Here is a 17,616-nt window from a genome sequence, read left to right on the forward strand (position 1 = left end):
GGCATGACAGTTGACCCCATCAGGAGGGGGACCTTCCTGCGGTTGGCGCTGATGACTGCGGGTGCGGTGGGCCTCACTCTGGTGCAGGTTCCGGCGGCACAGGCCCGACCGGAGACAGAACCGAAGGCCGGAGCCGGTGTGCCGGCCGAAGCGGTTTCCAGCGCCGATCGGGACAAGTTGCTGGGCGCATCGTGGCGCACTTCAACGGACCGGGCATGGACCACGGCGGGCGACGCCGAGGGCCTTCATGTGCTGGTGGCGGATGCCGCCGACGGCTATGCGTGGCGTACCGTTGCGACGCTGCGTGAGGGCGGCTTCGACACCGACCGGTGGATCGGCAATGCCTGCGTCACGTCGTCTGGGCGCCGCGCGGTCGTCGTCTATGCCCCACGCAGCTTCACCAACAAGACCGAGTTGAGCGGGCGGGGCGGTTTCACAGCTGTCGTCGATCTGCAGACCGGAAAAGTCACCAAACTTCCGGTCACGACAAGCCTCGCGTATTTCAATCCGGGCTGCGGTGCGGGTGAGTCGGCTGCACTGACGCAAGAGGGCGACGAAGGGTTGCCCGGCACCCAACTGCTGCGGCTTGACGCCGAACGCGGCACGCTGGGGTCTAAGGTCAAGATCAACGGCCAGTTCACCTCGGCGGTGTCGACGCGGGACGGCTTCGTCGGCGGACTGAGCGACAGGCTCGCCGCAGTCGACACTGCGGGCCGGGTGCGGATGGTGACGAAGAGCCGAGGCGTGCCGTTCGCGATCCGAGCAGACAAAGACGGCGGGCTCAACTTCCTGGAGGCGGATGGAACCGCCATGCGAGCACGTCGGCAGATCGACAGCAGGGTCACCACTCTCGCCGAGGGGCCGATCGGCACATTCGGCCTGGAGCGCGGCGACAGCGGTCGGGTATTCCTGACGGGCACTCCGAAGACGGTGAAACCGCTACCAGCGGCGGTGCGCCGACTGAGCGTGCCAGTTCAGGCAGAGATCTCCACAAACGGTGACCTGGCCTTCGAGCGGACGATGACGGCGGAGGAGAGCCTGCCCGGGTCGACAGTGTCAGTCGGCACCCGGGCACCTCTCCGGCTGGGTGCCCGCGTCATGAAGTCCGGCCGTGAGGTCGCCTTTCAGGTGAACCCTGTGGAGACGGCCCCCACGTCGGACAGTCCGGCCATCGGCGCGTCCCGACCGTCGTCGAGTGGCAGATCGATGGGGCCCAGCGCGGCCGATGACGTGCTGGAGCCGTACACGCCACAGGACCCGGACCCGTGGTGTTCGGTGCCGCGCAACGACATCGCCACACTCGCCTACCATCCGCGCCCTCGTCAGATCGAGTGGGCCGTCGACTACGGCATCTTCGGGGCGTTGACCCAGAGCCGTCCCGCCAACTACCGGGGCTTCGGCCTGCCGGCCTACTCGCCCCAGGGGATGTTCCCGCCCCGGGCGCTTGCCGGCGGCGGCCATGTTGCTGCCCAGGTCATGCTCGGCATCCTGGCTCAGGAATCCAACCTGTGGCAGGCGTCCCAGACGGAGTCCGGCGAGTATGGCAACCCGCTGATCGGCAACTACTACGGCCGCCGCTACTACGACTCCGACACCAGCGATGACTGGCGGATCCACTGGGACGAGGCCGACTGCGGCTACGGCGTCAGCCAGGTGACCGACGGTATGCGCAAGGCCGGAAAGGAGAAGCCGGGCGAGACCGCCAGACCGGCCACCCACCAGCGGGCAATTGCACTCGACTACGCGGCGAACATTTCCGCGGGCTTGCAGATCCTGCAGGACAAGTGGAACCAGACGTACAACGCAGGACTGAGGATCAACAACGCCGACCCGACCCGGATCGAGAACTGGTTCTTCGCTACCTGGGCGTACAACAGTGGTTTCTACCCGGACAAGGGTGATGGCTCACCCTGGGGAGTGGGTTGGGGGAACAACCCCATCAACCCGCGGTACGACCCGACGCGACACCCGTTCCTGGACGTGCGGAACCCGCTCGACCCAGATGACAACGTGCCGGTGTTCAGCGACGCGGCACATCCACAGGACTGGCCCTACCAGGAGAAGGTCATCGGGTGGGCTGCTCAGTCGATCGATACCGGCGACGACGGGGTTGGTTTTCGCACGGCGTACTGGAACGGCGAACCGATCGAGGCGCGGCTGCGGCGCTCTCAGGCTAAGCCACAGATCTGGATGTTCTGCGATTCCACCAACAATTGTGACCAGCTCCAGCGGGTGCAACCGAACGAGCCGGGTTTGGAGGGCGAGAAGCCGGGGCCCTGCCTACACAAGAACAGCGCTGGCCAGTATGACCTGAAGTGCTGGTACCACAAACCCGTGACCTGGAAGAGCGATTGCGAGGAGACTTGCGGTTACGAGGGCATTCGCTACGACGTACCGGACAACTACTCCGAGCCGGCAGATGGCACGCACAATCCGCCACGGTGCACGGCCAGTCAGCTGCCGTCTGGCGCGATCGTGGTCGACTACGTTCTGTCCGGAACCAGCATGCCGCGTTGCGGCGGCGTCGGACCACGCAATGACGGGTCGGTGAAATTCGAGTTCGGGAGTGGATGGCCGAACGAGTACACGGCGAAGATCGACCTTCACCAGGTGGACAACGGCTTTGGGGGTCATCACTGGTTCACCAGGGCACGCGGGTCGGTCAAGTTCCAGGTCATCGGAACGTGGCGACCGCCGGCGTCGTACTCCGGTTGGACCGGAATCTATGCCTACATCCCCATGACCGGGGCTCGCGTGAATGACGCGATCTACGAAGTCCAGACGGGCGACGGCCGGACCCGTCAGGTACGGGTGGACCAGGACTACCACAAGGGCGGCTGGGTGTGGCTCGGCAACTTCAGCCTCCGCTCCGGTGCCAGCGTGAGGCTCGACTCTTTCAAGTCAGCACCCACCGAGAAGACCATCGGGTTCGACGCCGTGGCGTTCGTTCCCGGCGGCGGCTCATAAGGTAAGTGCCGCATCGGGCTGCTGCGAAAGTGCAGCCCGATGCGGCACCCCGCACGGCGATGGAACGGCAGAATCAGTACTTGGACGTCCACCAGGTGGTGGGGCCCGCAGAGGCTTCCGCTCTCGCGAGAAGCCCGGCGTCGTTCACCATCTGGGTGTAGTAGGCGTCAGCGAAACCGCTGTACGACGTACGGACGCGACCGTCGGAGTAGTAGCTGCGGACGGTCGGGTAGTAGAAGTCCGACCCGACCCGAGCCCAGGCGGTGCGGCAGCGGGGACTGTAGCGCAGCTCGAGGTTGATGCCGCTGGTGTTCGACGCGACAGTCGTCGCATCGTCCGCGCAGTAGTGGTAGCACGACGTACATCCACTGTAGTAGATCTTGTAGGTGGCCGGGTTCTTCCCGTCGCACGTCGATCCGCAGCCGGCACTGGCCAGCTCCGCGGCCGGGATCATCGTGGCGGTGCTGGGGTCCAGATCCTGCGCCCTGACCGTGGTGGACGAGCTGTCAGTCGCCGACGGTGCCGACATCGCGGCTTGCGGGGCGACGACGGCACCCCCCAGGCAGATCAGCAGCGTGGCGCCCAGTCGGACGAGATTCCTCTTCAGCACGGCAGTACCTCCAATGTCGATGGAATGAGTGGAGGATCCAACCGTGGGCCATCAAGCCGTCACCAGCTCTCCACGGTTCGGCCGGATGGCTGTACGCAGGCAATCCATCCCCTCGGTACGGGGCTGTGGACCGCGCCGAGCCATTCGGGCATGAGGCCCATATCAGGCGTTCAGCTTCCACTCAGAAGATCTTGAGGGACGCTTGACGGACATCCAGGACCGACTATGCTGAGTCACAGCTTGCTACGGCAAAAGCACCGAACGCAACACGGGGGCTCAATTGGAAATCTCGTTTTTAGGGCCATTAACCGTTAAATCGGGCTTAATGGTTCTACCTCTAGGTGGGGACCGGAATCGCAGACTTCTCGCCGCTCTTCTGATCGATGCCAATCGACCGGTACCGATCGACCGGCTCATCGATGTCTTATGGGGCGAGCAGCCACCTAGCACCGCACGCCAGCAGGTTCAGAATCGGCTCGGCAAGCTTCGGCGCCTCTTCGGGCAGACGCATGACCCACAAATCAACCGGGTCGGGCGGGGCTATTCCCTTGAAGTGAGCGAGCATCAGGTCGACGGCCTCACGTTCCGCAAGCTCTGCGCCGAAGCCGAGTACGCTCAGCGACTCGGGCAATTCGATCGCGCGGCCAGCCACCTCAACGCGGCCCTCGGCCTCTGGCGGGGCTCCGCCTTGGAGGGCATCGATTCGCCCGCCTTGAGCGCAGACGCTCTCCGTTGGGAGGAATCCAGACTCAGGGCCATCGAGACGTTGGTGGAGCTGGAGTTCAGCTGCGGCCGACACAGCGCCGTCACCGCCGATCTGCGCACCTGGGTCCAGCGCTACCCCTACCACGAGGGTCTGCACTGCCGGCTCGCCGAGGCTCTGCATCTAAGGTCTCGCACGGGTGAAGCGCTGATGCTGCTACACCAGTTGAAGATGCGGCTCGCCACCGAGCTGGGCATCAATCCGGGCGCCTCGGTGCAGGAGATGCACCTTCGCCTGGTCGGCGCATCGCCGGATCCCGAGACGCCTCAGTCCAACCGAGCAGTTGAAGCGCTCCGCCGGGCATTGACTGAAACGACACAGTCTCTGAAGGTGCTCACCAACGCCTTGGAGTTCCTCAACAACTGAGTTGTACGCACATCCGCACTTGGAGGGGAGCGCACCGGTCGGCGCGTTCCCCTCCAAGTGGACATCTGCTCGACTCACCACCAACTGGTGCAGGTCCAGCCTTCACCCGGGCCGGTCGGGTCGAAACAGGCCTGCGCCTCCAGCCCTGCGTCATTGACCATGTTCGTGTATTCGGACGGGTAGAAGGCGCTCATCGACGTCCGCTGCGTGCCATTGGTGTAGCGGCTGACCACCTTGAAGATCACGTCGCTCGCGGCGGTCTTCGCCCAAGCCGTACGACAACGAGGGCTGTAGCGCAGGCTGACGCTGCCGGAGGAGTTCGAGACGCTGTACTGGGTGATCGCGTCGTCAGCGCACTTGTAGTAGCTCGAGCCGTTGTAGTAGATCTTGAAGTAGGGATCCTTCCCGTCGCACGACGATCCGCAGCCGCTCGTGGCGAGCGTCGCCGCGTCGATCCGGGTGCCCTGCCCCGCCGCGATCACCGCCTCGACGTCGGATACGGACGCGGGCTGGGCCGGCGCGGCCTGGGCCGGGGTGGGACCGGCGAGGAAGCTCAGGGCGAGAGCCGAGGCGAGGCCAGGGAGGAACAACAGTCGCTTCATGATTCTCCTGATCAGGTGAAGGGGACAACGGCAGCCTGGCATCCGCCATCATCGCGGCCCCATCGACCACTCATCAGTTCTGGATAGTCATCATCAACGTCCTACTCAGGACGGTGAGCAAAGCAAAACGCCGCCGCCGGCCGGACGAGTCGTCCGGCCGGCGGCGGCGTCATGCGTGGTGCGGGTCAGTCCCGTGTGGTCGGTGGCAGGCCGGGCAGCAGACCACCGCCGTTTCCGCCGTTCCCGGGGCCGCCAGGGCCGCCGGGGCCGTTGCCGCCGGGGTTGCCATCGGTACGTGGGCAGAACGGGTTGGTCAGCGGGTCACAGGGTGCCCCCGGCCCACCGGGCTGGCCGCCGGGCTGACCCGGAACGGTCGGCGGCGGCGGTGGCGGCGCCTCCTTGCCGTTGCCCTTCGTGACGTCGCCCTCGCCGGTGACGGTGGGCAGGGGAATCTCCTCTTGGCCCTTGAGCGCCGTGTTCATGTACTTCTCCCATATAGGACCGGGCAGCGTCGAGCCACCGATGTCCTTGCCATTGGCGAGACGGATCTGCGGCTTCTTCGGGTCCCGGCTACCCACCCAGACGGCTGTGGCAATCTGCGGGGTGTACCCGACCGTCCACGCGTGGGCGTTGTCCTTGTCGTCGTACTCCCAGGTGCCCGTCTTGGCGGCGGCCTGACGGCCGTCTTCGAGCGAGAGATGGTTGGGGGCGGGAATCTGCTTGAGGACGCCGGTCACCTCATCGGTGATTTTCTTGTCGATCCGCTGCTCCGGCTTGATGCGCTCGCTGCCGACGACCTTCCACTTACCGGTGTCCTTGTCCTGCTGCTCCACCTTGATGACGAAGTGCGCCTTGATGTACTTGCCGTCGTTGGCGAACGTCGCCATCGCGTTCGCGTGGTCGAACACGGTGAGCGGGTACTTGCCGAAACCGGTGTAGTTGTCGAACGGGTTCTTCTCCTTCTTCGACAGGTCGTAGGCCCGCGGTGGGTTGACGTCCCACATGGTGGTCACGCCGGCCTTCCGGGCCATGTCGACGACCTTGTCGGCGCCGATGGTGTCGGCGACCCAGTAGAAGGGCACGTTGTACGACTGGACCGTCGACTCTTCGAGGGTGCAGTACTTGCCGCACTTGAGGTTGGTCCGGCCGGCGTTACCGATCGGGTCCTTGGAACCCTCGGGCTTGTACGGCGTGGGGTCCCAGTGCGACTTGACGGAGATGCCGGCCTCGATCGCGGCGGCGAGGGTGTAGACCTTCATCGAGGAGCCCGGCGGGTGACCACCAGTCAGGTCGCCATTCTTGTCGGTGTTCATGCCGGCGTAGTCGAAGTCGGCACCGCTGTCACCGCCGTAGTAGGCGAGCACGCGGCCCTTCTTGGGGTCGATCGATACCACCGCCGCCATCAGGTTCTTGGGCTGGTCGTTGAGCTCCGAGCCCTTCTTCGACTGCATGGCGACGTTCTCGGCGGCCGTCTGGAGCTTCGGGTCGATGGTCGTGGTGATCCGGTAGCCGTCGTCCCGCAGCGCGTCGACACAGCTCGTCTTGCCCTCCGCGCCGCTGTCGGAGCAGAGGCCCATCGCGTCCATCTCCTGACGGACGTAGTTGATCACGTTGCCTCGGGGGGTGTCGACGCCGAAGCCGTTGCCGCCCTTCTTCGGTGGCAGCACCTTCGGGTATTCGATCGGGGTGGCGGGGTCTAGCCAGCCCTCCTTCTTCATCCCGTCGATCACGTAGTCCCACCGCGTCTTGGCGTCGGTCGGATTGACCGCCGGGTCGTAACCCCTGTGGGTGTCGGTCGCGACCGGCTGCTTGATCAGCGCGGCCAGGACCGCGCCCTCGGCGGGGGTCAGCTTGATCGCCGACTTGCCGAAGTACGTCTGTGCCGCCGCCTCGATGCCGTACGCGCCGCGTCCGAAGTAGATGACGTTCAGGTAGTGCTGCATGATCGTCGGCTTGTCGTACTTGTCGTTCAGCTTGGAGGCGAGGATGGCCTCCTTCACCTTCCGGCCGTACGTGTCGTCCTTGAGGTTCTCGAACGCGTTGCGGGCGTACTGCTGCGTGATCGTCGAGGCGCCCTGCTTGTCACCGTTGGAGACGTTGTTCCACGCGGCCCGGACGATGCCCTTGTAGTCGACGCCCGAGTGCCGGTAGAAGTTCCGGTCCTCGGCTGCCGCCACCGCGTGCTGCACGTGCTCCGGGATCTGGTTGATGGTGACGAAGGTGCGGTTCTCGCTGCCCAGCTTGGCGAGCGTGGTCCTGCCGTCCTTGGCGTACACGGTGGTGGACAGTGGCAGCGGCATCTCGTTGGGCATGACGACGTTCGTCGAGTAGTAGGTGAACCCGACCACGCCGACACCGGCGAGCATGATGAAGACGGCGAACCCGGCGATCAGCAGGTTCATCCGCTTGCGCTTCTTGGCCCGAGCCGCCCCGGCCGGGTCACCCGCGCCGCGACCGCCCCGGCCACCGCGACCCGGACCGTTCGGTCCGCCGGGGCCTCCGGGGCCGCCCGACCCGCCGGAGACCGGCGAGACACTCGCCCGGGCGACCGCCGCGCGGCCGCCCACCGACGCGGAGCCGACGCTGGCCCGGCCCGCCGAGGCGGCGCCGACGGCGGCGGCGCCGACCCGCGCCCGACCTGCGGGCGCGCCCGGCGCCGGGGACACCGGAACAGAGGCCCGGCCCGCGCCGGCACGGCCCGCGGCCACACCCGGCGCCGGCGACACGGGCACCGAGGCACGGCCGCTCCGGCCCGGCGTGGCCGAGCCCACCGATGCGGACCCGGCCGCGGCACCGCCGCGCGGCGGCACGGCAGCCGAACCGCCCACCAACGCGCGACCGCCCGCTGCCGGCGGTGTCACCGAGGCACGGCCGGGGGGCGCCGCAGGCTCCGAGGCGGACCAGCCGCCCGCGCGGGAGTCACCGCCGGGTCGGCGGTACGCGTCGTCCGCGCCCGGTCCGGGGTCGCCGTTCGGGCCCGGGTACTGGGCCCGCCCACGCGCAGAACTGGGATCGCCGTACGAGTTCATTCTTCACACCCTGCCGGTCGCGGTGGAGCGCGACTGCGCCGCCACCGGGTTGCCGTGAGTTGCTTCACCCGGGACGCCGGCACGGGGGTGCCGGCTCGCCAAGGTCATTGCTGTATCAATCGGGCCAATCGGACCAACGATTGGTCGGCCGTCCCGGGTCATGTCCACAGCCCCGGGGCCGGTCGAACCAACTGAGATCACCGTTGCGCCTCTCGCCTCCGCCGACCCGCGCCTTCGGCGCCCGCCGCGTTCTGTTCGCCAGCGCCAGCACCGTCGCCGTCACCCGTGAGACCGTCCCGGCCGAGCAGGTACTGCTCGACGAGATGGTTCCAGTCACAGCCGAGGCACACCTCCACCACGAAGACCTGGAACTCACGTAGCGTCATCGCCAGCACGGGCAACTCGGCCAGTGTGCGGGCCTGTCCGGCGGACTGCTTGAGTTCGTCCCCGTAAATGTAGTGGACGAGGGTCAGGTTCTCGCTGCGACAGATGGGGCAGCGGCGGTCGGTCGGTTCACCGTGAAACCGGGCAGCGTTCTTCAGGTACGGCGAGGCGTCGCAGACGTCGTACGTGCCGACCCGGCCGGCCAGGAGCTCACGCAGCACCGCTCGCTTCTGTAGCGAGTAGTCGACGACCTGGCGCTGCGTACGCATGCGGAGAAGGGTACGCGGTCCGGCCCGACGAGGCGACCACGGTCACGATCCGTGACGGCGGGACCCCGGAACCGGGTTTGCCCTGGCCCACGCGACCCGCTAACGTGCGATGTATCGGTCCGATACATCGCGGCGGTTACCGCTCCGCGCCGGAGGGTAAAGAGAGGGTGGCTCGTGCTCGAATTCGCCATCCTCGGCCTCCTGCAGGAGTCTCCGATGCACGGCTATGAGCTGCGCAAGGAGCTGACCGCCAAACTCGGCGCGATCCGGGCGGCGATCAGCTACGGCTCGCTCTACCCGACCCTGCGCAGGTTGCAGGCGGCGGGATGGATCACCGAAGCTGCCGAGACGCCCGCCACCGCCGAGGAGGTTCCCGCGCTGACCAGCCGACGAGGTCGGGTGGTCTACAAAATCACCGCGGAGGGCAAGGAACGCTTCGCCCAGCTGATCGCACAGGCTGGGCCCGAGACCTACGACGACACGGGTTTCGGTGTGCACTTCGCGTTCTTCGCCCGGACCGACCAGGCGACCCGCCTCCGCATTCTGGAGGGTCGCCGCCGCAAGATCGAGGAACGTCGCGAAGGGCTTCGCGACGTGCTGGGCCGGGCGGCCGAGCGCCTCGACGCTTACACCCTGGAACTGCAGCGCCACGGCCTGGACGCCTGTGAGCGTGAGGTCCGCTGGCTGGAGGAGCTCATCGCCAACGAGCGCTCCGGCCGAGCCCCGACAGTCCCGCACGGGACGGCCGGTGGCCGACGAGAAGACAACAGCCCGCCTCCACCTGGAGAGACCAGGAAAGAGCGGCCGTGACAGAAAAGAAGGAGGCAGACGCTATGGGCTCCGTCCGCGTCGCCATCGTCGGTGTGGGTAACTGCGCCTCGTCCCTGGTTCAGGGCGTCGAGTACTACCGGAACGCCGACCCGAACGACCGCGTCCCGGGTCTCATGCATGTCGCCTTCGGCGACTACCACGTCAACGCCGTGGAGTTCGTCGCGGCATTCGACGTGGACGCCAAGAAGGTGGGCATGGACCTCGCGGAGGCGATCGTCGCCAGCGAGAACAACACCATCAAGCTCTGCGACGTGCCGCCGACCGGCGTGTCCGTGCAGCGCGGTCCGACCTTCGACGGTCTGGGCCAGTACTACCGCGAGATCATCGAGGAGTCCGACGCCGCCCCCGTCGACGTGACGCAGGCGCTGCGCGACGCGCAGGTCGACGTCGTCGTCTGCTACCTCCCGGTCGGCTCCGAGCAGGCCGCCAAGTTCTACGCCCAGGCCGCGATCGACGCCGGCTGCGCGTTCGTCAACGCCCTGCCGGTCTTCATCGCCTCCGACCCGGAGTGGGCCCAGAAGTTCACCGACGCGGGCCTGCCGATCGTCGGTGACGACATCAAGAGCCAGGTCGGCGCCACCATCGTGCACCGCGCCCTCGCGAAGCTCTTCGAGGACCGCGGCGTCGAGCTGCTGCGCACGTACCAGCTCAACTTCGGCGGCAACATGGACTTCATGAACATGCTGGAGCGCACCCGCCTGGTCTCGAAGAAGATCTCGAAGACCCAGTCGGTCACCTCGCAGATCCCGCACGAGATGAGCAAGAGCGACGTGCACATCGGCCCGTCGGACCACGTGCCGTGGCTGGACGACCGCAAGTGGGCGTACATCCGCCTGGAGGGCCGCTCGTTCGGCGACACCCCGCTCAACGCGGAGCTCAAGCTCGAGGTGTGGGATTCTCCGAACTCGGCAGGCGTCATCATCGACGCGGTCCGCGCCGCGAAGATCGCCCTGGACCGGAAGATCGGCGGCCCGATCCTGTCGGCCTCGTCGTACTTCATGAAGTCCCCGCCGGTGCAGTACGCCGACCACGACGCCCACCAGGCCGTGGAGGAGTTCATCGCCGGCGAGGTCGAGCGCTGACCCGCTGAACCACGCACGAAAGAGGCCGGATCCAGATGGATCCGGCCTCTTTCCGTCGGTCGCTCAGTGGGTTCCGTGGTGCCCGGTCATCGCCGCCTCCGCTGCGGCACCGGAGGGCGCGGGCGCCGACCGACCAGCATTCGAATTACGGTCGTCGGCCCGTGGCCGCGTCTGCGTGGCCCCCGACGAGCCCCCCGCCCGGCCCCGGAGTAGATCCCGGGCGTACGCGCTGACGGCATCGCCGAGGCGAGCCTTCAACTGCACCTGGTGCTCCTGCAACGACAGGTCGTACTCGGCCCGCCGCATCCGGGCACGACGGTCGATATCGTCTTGTTCGGCGGCGTACTCCTCGACGGCCCGCCGTTCCTCGGTGCTCACCCGTTCCGCGAAGATCCGCTGGGACGCGGCGGACCGGATCTTGAACAGTTCGTCGTAACCGCTGGTGCCCCCGAAGAATTTCACCACTACCGGCAGACAGTCGACGGCTACGAAGAACAGCCGTATCGCCCATGTGGCGACGCCGAGCGCGAAGCTCTGGCCGGACAGCGTATGCAGCGCGTCAAGCCGTTCCAGGAAGCCGATCGGTCCCTGGTGGCTCCGCTCCTCCTCAACGCGGCCATCGATCTGCGCGTCCCGATCCTTCTCGAAGTCGCTGACCGCCGACCCGAGCCGGCCCTCGAGCACGGTGATCCTCTGACGTAGCGCTGCCAGCTCGGTGGTGTTCTGCGCGATGGGATGCGTACGGGCGAACTCCTCGGCGTCGGCGGTCCGTTGCCGGCACAGCGGGCCCTGACCCGGGCGCCCGGTGAAACCCACCCCACGGCCGCCGGCGCACTCCTTCACCGCGTTGTTCCGTAGCCGGTTGAGGTCGGCAGTGTCCTTGGTGACGACCTCCTGCAACTCCGTCGCCTCGGCGCGGAGCCCGCTCAATTCCCGTCGAACCGAGGCCGGGGTGGTCGCGAAAGTGAGTGTGTAGTCCGCACACTCCGGACTGACCGCGCCCTGTCCCTCGGCGATCGCCCGCTCCTCGCTGTTGCACTCCACGAGATTGGCGCGGAGCGCCGCGAGCTGATCACCACGCTCGTCCTTGATGTGCTGCACGATCGCGGTCTCGAAGATTCGCATGATGAGCGGCTCGGCGATGATGAACCCGAACGTCAAGGCAACGGTGAGCCGCATCACCAGAGAACCGACCCGACGAGCACCGCCCACCATGCTGGTGACCAGCAGGCGGTCCAGATTCAGCACGAACACCGCCCAGAGCAGGGCCGGAACAAGATGCACCGCAGAGACCACGCCCAGCGACTGGTTGATCGCGATCCACATCGAGAAGCCTGCGATCAGCGCGGTGCCGAGCACGACTCCGCCGAGCGCGGTGTGGCGGGCGCGCTCGTGCCAGATCTGTCGGAGCAGCGCCTCGTCCACACCGGCGAGGGCCCGCAACAGCCGGCCCGGGTCGACACGTCCACCCCGGCTCGCCGTACCGGCTGTCAATTCAGGCGGTGGGTTCGAGTTCTCAGGCAATGTCTTCCTCACTGGGAATTGGGTCCGGCTCTGTCGGGTCATCGGCGGCCACCGCCCGGCGGTGGCCGTCCCGCCCCGCGCCGAGTGGGATCGTCGGTCCGCCGTCGACCGCCCGAGGGATCTCGCTCCCACCCATACGGCGGCCGGCGACCTCGTCGAGCAGGCGCATCGGATCGACAGGCATCCGATCGAAGTAGCCGCGTTCGACCATCATCTGAAGCGTCTCGCCGAGCTGCCGACGGCGTTCGCGGTCGTCCTCGCGCATCCGTTCGGCCACTTGGCCGACGTTGACCTCGTTGCGGACGACGCCAAGCGCCTCGGCGTGGGCAGGCCCGGCAGCAAGGAGGTCCGCGTACCGGTTGACCTCGCTGTTCTCCCAGGCCACGTCGATGCGCCCGACTTCGTGTTCCCACTCCTTGTCGCGGACGCGCCGACGCTGGTTCCGCAGATCCGCCGAGGGATGCACGAGCACCGAGGAGAGTTCGATAGCCATTCCCCGGACTGTCGGCGGCACCAACATGCAGTACGCGGTGACCTGGGCGTCCACTAGGCGCCGCACCTCGTTGATGTCGTCGATCCGGTGGCCCTGCCCCAGGCTCTTGAGGTCCCGGTCCTGGGCCAGGTGGTTCGCGAGCACTGCGGAGAGGTCCATCAGGCCCGACTCAGCCACCACTTCGGGTGCCAGAACCTGACAGCGGAAAGTCACCGCGATGGTGAAGTCGTCCGCAGCGCTAACCGAGGGGATGGAGAACTCACATTTGATCATGGAGGCACGCCGCTGCACGATGCTGACCGCGACCGCGTCGACGACCACGTCGTCGCCGAGGTCGACGTGACGGTCGCCGTACAGCCGTTGACGGCCGTTAACCTTGAAGACATAGACCCCTCCGGGCGGCACCGGCGGAAGGTCGCCCGCGTTCCGCTTGGCCGGCAGGAACAAGCGCCGGGGCACCGGCGGTAGCGACTTCTCGGTCAATACGGGGTAAAACATGTCTGATGCGCCTTCCTGGGATGTCGTGAAGAGCGGTTCAGTGTGAGAGGGCACGCGCAGGGGTACCGGCGAGCGCGGCAAGCAGGGCGGTAACCACCGGCCGATGGGTGCCCGCATCGTCGAACGGGTGCCGAAGTGCCCACGCCAGATCACGCCGCAGCAGAACGCACTCCTCCGGAGTCAGCTCGTCGCGTATCGCGTCGCCCAGCCGACCCACGGCACCGCTCACCGCGGGCTCGTTCGCCGCAGCGTCCAACGTCGCGCGTAACGCGTCTATCCCCGCGCCCCGGTGCGGCAGGCTTCGCAGCACCTCGGCCCAGAGCGCGCCGACCGTCGACGTGACCTGAGGTCGTTCCCGGAGGAGGTACGCGACCATCGGCTCGTCCCGGTCCAGATGTCGAACCGTGAGAACCTCCAGCACCGACTCGATCGCATGTCCGCGCAGCCGAAGCTCCACAGCGCCGTGAAGGGTGTGCCGCAACCGGACGAGCAGGCGCTTCAGCAGCGCCTCGGCACCCTGAAGGTCGCCCTCCGTGGCGCAGAGGAGTAGACCGAGCGAACGTGCGGCAACCACACGCACCGGCTTGCCGCGCGTGGACAGGTGCCACAGCCAGCGCACCGCTTCGGTGGGGTAACGGATCCCGAGCGGACCACCGAGCGCCATGGCTGCGGTGACGGCGCAGTTCTGCCCCTTACCCTCGGACCAATCGAGGACGGTCCGAAGCGCCACCGGAGCGAGCACATCGTCACCGGCCATGAACGAGACGGTGGCGACGGCGGTGAAGCGCTCCGCAGCCCTACCCGCCGCCCATATCCGCAGCAGATCGCGTGCTTCACCGGCGGCGCTGCGATTGCGGGCAAGCAGGGTAACCCCCAGTGCGAGTTGCAGCCGGGTGTCGAGGTCTGGCACGGCTGCCAGTTCGTGCATCCAGACCCGCAGCGGCCGCCAGAGCCGGTAGTCACACTCGTACAGCTCCCGCAGGACGTGCTCGCGCATCGATGCGGCGACGAAGACGAGCCTGCGCTCGTCACCAAGGCCTATGTCGAGCGTCGTGCCCTCCCGCCGGGTGATGAGACCTCCGTCCCGATGCAGCCCGCGACGCCCTTGGAACCCGGATGGCGACGGAGCCTGCGCGGCAACGGCCGTCTCCGGCTGGAGTCCCTCCTCCCGGTCGACCTGCCGCAGCCTGGCGTGCAACTCCTCGAAGGTGCGTTCCGGCAACTCGTAGGCGAAAGCGAGAGCCGCCACGGTCAGCAGCTCCGCCCAGCTCGTCGTCTCGCCGAACCATTCCTCCACACGGCGCTGCGCGGTGCGCTCCGCCTCGTCGAGGGCGGCCTCCACACCGCGGGACAGCCGTTCCAGCAGCCGTACGACCTCGGCGGGGCGTCCGAGTTCGGTGACCCGCTGTCGGATCCGTTCCGCGTCCTCGGGTGATAGCGGCGAGACCGCTTCCTTGCCGAGATAGGCGTCGACGATGGCAGTTGGATCTGGGCTCTGCCACGTCACCACGTGGCCGGGCAGTTCCCGGCGGAGGGTAGGGCGCGGCTCCGAGGTGACCACGAGGAAAGCGCCAGCCTTCTTCAGGCGATGGCTCAGCCGTCCGACGTCGAACGCCTGGACCGCACCGTCCCGGCGTTCACCCAGCCAGTCGAGCACGACATAGCCCCGATCCGGCACATAGTCGTAGTCAGCGAGCTGGGCCAGCGTCATCGCCGGAGACAGACCCGTCATCTGCCCGGTAGTCATCGCCTGCAGCAGAGCAAACGCCGAGGCACGCCGGCCACTGCCCTCCTCGCCGGCCAGCACCAACAAATGGGAGGCGCTCAGTGTGTCCTGGGCGGTGTCGTACCCCGCCGGCGGCACGTAGTAGCGCAAGGCCTGGTCGACGTCGGCCGAGCGCAGTCGACCCACCAGGGCGGGAGTGGCCATCGTGCCGCCGGACACTCCAAAGGTCGCCTGGGCGGCATGGACCTGACCGTAGAACTTGTTGATGACTCGTGCGCCGTACCGCTGATCGCCAGCGTCGGACTCGTCGTCAGCGGGCAGCGGGGGCTCGGTAGGCGAGGTCCGTGCCGGTTCCGCTTCTCCAGTGGCGCCATGCTGCGCGGTGTCGTTCCCGGCCGGCACCGATCCATCGAGATCGGGACTGGAGGGGACCGCCGTCCTATCAGCCATGGACCCCGCCAGAAATGCCGAAGGTGCCGTGGGCGGCGTTAACCTCGCGGTTGAAGACGTTCGTCACCAGAGAAGCCGGTCCGCTCCGGGGTTCGGCGTCCTGTGGCGGAGTGCTGGAATGCGGCGTTGCGGAGGGCTGCTCCGAGGTGGCCGACGTCGTGGAGTTCGCGAGATCGAGGCGGTGCACGTCGACCCCGGGCACGCGGAGCCAGCCGACCCCCTGGTACTCCTTCTCGGCGATGTCCACCTGGCGGAAATCGTTTGCGCCGAGTGTCGTGTGGCCCTGCCGGATCACATCCGTGAAGACGACCTCCGACACCATCCAGGCAAGATTGGCAGAGGTCGCGAGCTTGAGCGCCCGCCGGAGCGGCGTCGCGTTCAACAACCGGCTGACCGCCACGACACCCTGGCCGGCGTAGCCGTTGTCCGCCGGGTAGGCCACGCCCACGTGCAATGCCATCCGCAGACGCAGGCGGTCCTCTTTGCGAGAACAATTGAAACGTGCCAGTTCGGCGTCGAGCTGGCGCGGGAACTCGTCGATCAGCCGGGGCTCGTCCGGGCCCAACGGAATGAGGGAGAGTTCCTCGTCCCCCACTCCCTGCCGGCGCCAGGTCGTCCGATCCAGGCCCGCCCTTGCCGCTGCGGTGTCCAGGATCTGGACGAGGGTCCGCTGCATGTCATATTGCGCGCGGTCGTCGCGCTGGCCGTAACCCTCGGCGTCCACCGATACGCAGAGTCGACGACCGAAATCCTCGTGATGCTGCAAGGTGCCAACCTCTCCCGTGAAGCGAGCGCATGAAATCTGCTCGCCCACTGTGGAGGAATTCAGCTGGCCGGATGCCTCACTAATGTGGTGTCCGGCTGTCGGCTCGGCGACATGACGATCCGGTGGAGACCGCGCCGGGTCGATCGAACGAAGCAAAATAGTAGTAGAGCCGATACTGCGTGCGACGCAACTGTGCCGGTCAACTCCAGAGCCGGCCGAATGCCACGCCCGCCTCCAACTCCAGCAGCGTTACCTTGCGCGGCAGGCCGCCGCCGAAGCCGACCAGCTTGCCGCCCGCGCCGACGATTCGGTGACACGGCACGATCACGGGGATCGGGTTGCGGTTGCAGGCCACCCCCACCGCCCGCGCCGCCCCGGGATCGCCGACCAGCCGCGCCACCTCGCCGTACGTCAGCGTCTCCCCGTACGGAATGCGGGTCATCTCGCGCCACACCGCCCGCTCGAACTCGGAGCCGCGCGGAGCCGAGACGGGGACCGTGAACGCCGTCAGCTCACCGGCGAAGTACGCCCGTAGCTCGGCCACGGCCTGCCGGGACAGCGGATCGCCCGGCTCCTCGGCGGCGCCCTCGACGCGACCGAAGTGCGCCCCGCACACACTTTCGTCGTCGGTGGCCACGGAGAATTCCCCGATCGGCGAGTCGAGCACAGTCCAGCTCATCCCGCCATTGTCCCCGACGCGAGGCCTCCTGGACCTTGCGCGGCGTCGATACCGTGCGGGTCGTGGCCACGGGGACGCTCATCTTTCTGATCATCGGTGGGGCGGGTGTCGGGGTGCTGGCGCTCGCTCTGCTCGGCAGCGAGCTGCTGCACTTCGGGCACGCCGACGTGGACGGGCCGATCTCCACCGAGACGGTCGCCGGGTTCGCCGGCGCGTTCGGGTTCGGCGGGGCGATCGTCAACGAGCTGCTCGGCGCGCGTACCCCCGCGCTGATCGCGGGTGCGGCGGCCGGCGGCCTGCTCGCGGCCGTGCCCACGGCGTGGTTGGCGTCGCGGCTCAGTCGGGCGGCGCGCAACATGCGCACCGACCCCACCCCCACCCGCGACGACCTGGTCGGCGCGCTCGGCCTGGTGGTGACCCCGGTGCCGGTGAACGGGTACGGCGAGGTGCGGGTACGCGTGGCCGGTCAGCCGGTCAAGCTCAACGCCCGCGCCGACCAGCCGATCCCGGTCGGCGCTCAGATCTTCGTCGTACAGGCGCTCAGCGAGACCAGCGTGCACGTCGAAACCTACTGATT

Annotated in this window: 14 protein-coding genes; 5 read left to right on the forward strand and 9 right to left on the reverse strand. The window is 67.5% G+C overall.

The features are described 5' to 3' along the window. Window positions 1-3: 3 nt before the first annotated feature. Complete coding sequence (locus ABZT87_RS05565) at window positions 4-2,967, forward strand: hypothetical protein (RefSeq protein ID WP_355133866.1); 2,964 nt, start codon at window positions 4-6, stop codon at window positions 2,965-2,967. 73 nt (window positions 2,968-3,040) lie between these two features. Here ABZT87_RS05565 and ABZT87_RS05570 read toward each other — a convergent pair whose 3' ends face one another. Further along, complete coding sequence (locus ABZT87_RS05570; RefSeq protein ID WP_355133868.1) at window positions 3,041-3,577, reverse strand: DUF2690 domain-containing protein; 537 nt, start codon at window positions 3,575-3,577, stop codon at window positions 3,041-3,043. A gap of 553 nt (window positions 3,578-4,130) precedes the next feature. On the opposite strand from ABZT87_RS05570, the gene ABZT87_RS05575 reads away from it, so the two are divergent. Beyond that, complete coding sequence (locus tag ABZT87_RS05575) at window positions 4,131-4,706, forward strand: AfsR/SARP family transcriptional regulator (RefSeq protein ID WP_355133869.1); 576 nt, start codon at window positions 4,131-4,133, stop codon at window positions 4,704-4,706. Window positions 4,707-4,780: 74 nt separating this feature from the next. Here the strand turns inward: ABZT87_RS05575 and ABZT87_RS05580 are convergent, their stop codons facing one another. From ABZT87_RS05580 to ABZT87_RS05590, 3 genes are all read right to left on the reverse strand, one after another. Further along, window positions 4,781-5,308, reverse strand: a complete 528-nt coding sequence (locus ABZT87_RS05580) for a DUF2690 domain-containing protein (RefSeq protein WP_354855757.1) — start codon at window positions 5,306-5,308, stop codon at window positions 4,781-4,783. 185 nt (window positions 5,309-5,493) lie between these two features. Continuing rightward, window positions 5,494-8,337 carry a transglycosylase domain-containing protein gene (locus tag ABZT87_RS05585; protein ID WP_355133871.1) on the reverse strand — a complete coding sequence of 948 codons (2,844 nt, stop codon included), beginning with the start codon at window positions 8,335-8,337 and terminating at the stop codon, window positions 5,494-5,496. Window positions 8,338-8,534: 197 nt separating this feature from the next. Then, complete coding sequence (locus ABZT87_RS05590) at window positions 8,535-8,990, reverse strand: DUF5318 domain-containing protein (protein ID WP_354862693.1); 456 nt, start codon at window positions 8,988-8,990, stop codon at window positions 8,535-8,537. 174 nt (window positions 8,991-9,164) lie between these two features. Here ABZT87_RS05590 and ABZT87_RS05595 point away from each other — a divergent pair, with 174 nt between their 5' ends. Then, window positions 9,165-9,800: a PadR family transcriptional regulator gene (locus ABZT87_RS05595; protein WP_354862695.1), complete on the forward strand. Its 636-nt coding sequence runs from the start codon at window positions 9,165-9,167 to the stop codon at window positions 9,798-9,800. 23 nt (window positions 9,801-9,823) lie between these two features. Continuing rightward, window positions 9,824-10,903, forward strand: coding sequence for an inositol-3-phosphate synthase (locus ABZT87_RS05600; protein WP_355133873.1), 1,080 nt, complete (start codon window positions 9,824-9,826; stop codon window positions 10,901-10,903). 63 nt (window positions 10,904-10,966) lie between these two features. Here ABZT87_RS05600 and ABZT87_RS05605 read toward each other — a convergent pair whose 3' ends face one another. The 5 genes from ABZT87_RS05605 to ABZT87_RS05625 form a co-directional block, all read right to left on the reverse strand. Then, the gene (locus tag ABZT87_RS05605) at window positions 10,967-12,328 is read right to left on the reverse strand and encodes a DUF4407 domain-containing protein (RefSeq protein ID WP_355133875.1); all 1,362 of its coding nucleotides are present in this window, start codon (window positions 12,326-12,328) and stop codon (window positions 10,967-10,969) included. Between the two features lie 91 nt (window positions 12,329-12,419). Then, complete coding sequence (locus tag ABZT87_RS05610) at window positions 12,420-13,418, reverse strand: hypothetical protein (protein ID WP_355133877.1); 999 nt, start codon at window positions 13,416-13,418, stop codon at window positions 12,420-12,422. Between the two features lie 37 nt (window positions 13,419-13,455). Further along, window positions 13,456-15,546 (reverse strand): hypothetical protein, encoded by a 2,091-nt coding sequence (locus ABZT87_RS05615; protein WP_355133879.1) that lies wholly within the window; start codon window positions 15,544-15,546, stop codon window positions 13,456-13,458. 40 nt (window positions 15,547-15,586) lie between these two features. Further along, on the reverse strand, window positions 15,587-16,360 hold the full coding sequence (locus ABZT87_RS05620) for a hypothetical protein (RefSeq protein ID WP_355133881.1): 774 nt from the start codon (window positions 16,358-16,360) through the stop codon (window positions 15,587-15,589). A 199-nt stretch (window positions 16,361-16,559) separates the two neighbouring features. Then, the gene (locus ABZT87_RS05625; RefSeq protein WP_355133883.1) at window positions 16,560-17,039 is read right to left on the reverse strand and encodes a methylated-DNA--[protein]-cysteine S-methyltransferase; all 480 of its coding nucleotides are present in this window, start codon (window positions 17,037-17,039) and stop codon (window positions 16,560-16,562) included. A 53-nt stretch (window positions 17,040-17,092) separates the two neighbouring features. On the opposite strand from ABZT87_RS05625, the gene ABZT87_RS05630 reads away from it, so the two are divergent. Further along, the gene (locus tag ABZT87_RS05630) at window positions 17,093-17,614 is read left to right on the forward strand and encodes a hypothetical protein (RefSeq protein WP_344354343.1); all 522 of its coding nucleotides are present in this window, start codon (window positions 17,093-17,095) and stop codon (window positions 17,612-17,614) included. Window positions 17,615-17,616 lie beyond the last annotated feature (2 nt).

The organism is Micromonospora sp. NPDC005237 (assembly GCF_040607775.1).
Taxonomy (GTDB): domain Bacteria; phylum Actinomycetota; class Actinomycetes; order Mycobacteriales; family Micromonosporaceae; genus Micromonospora.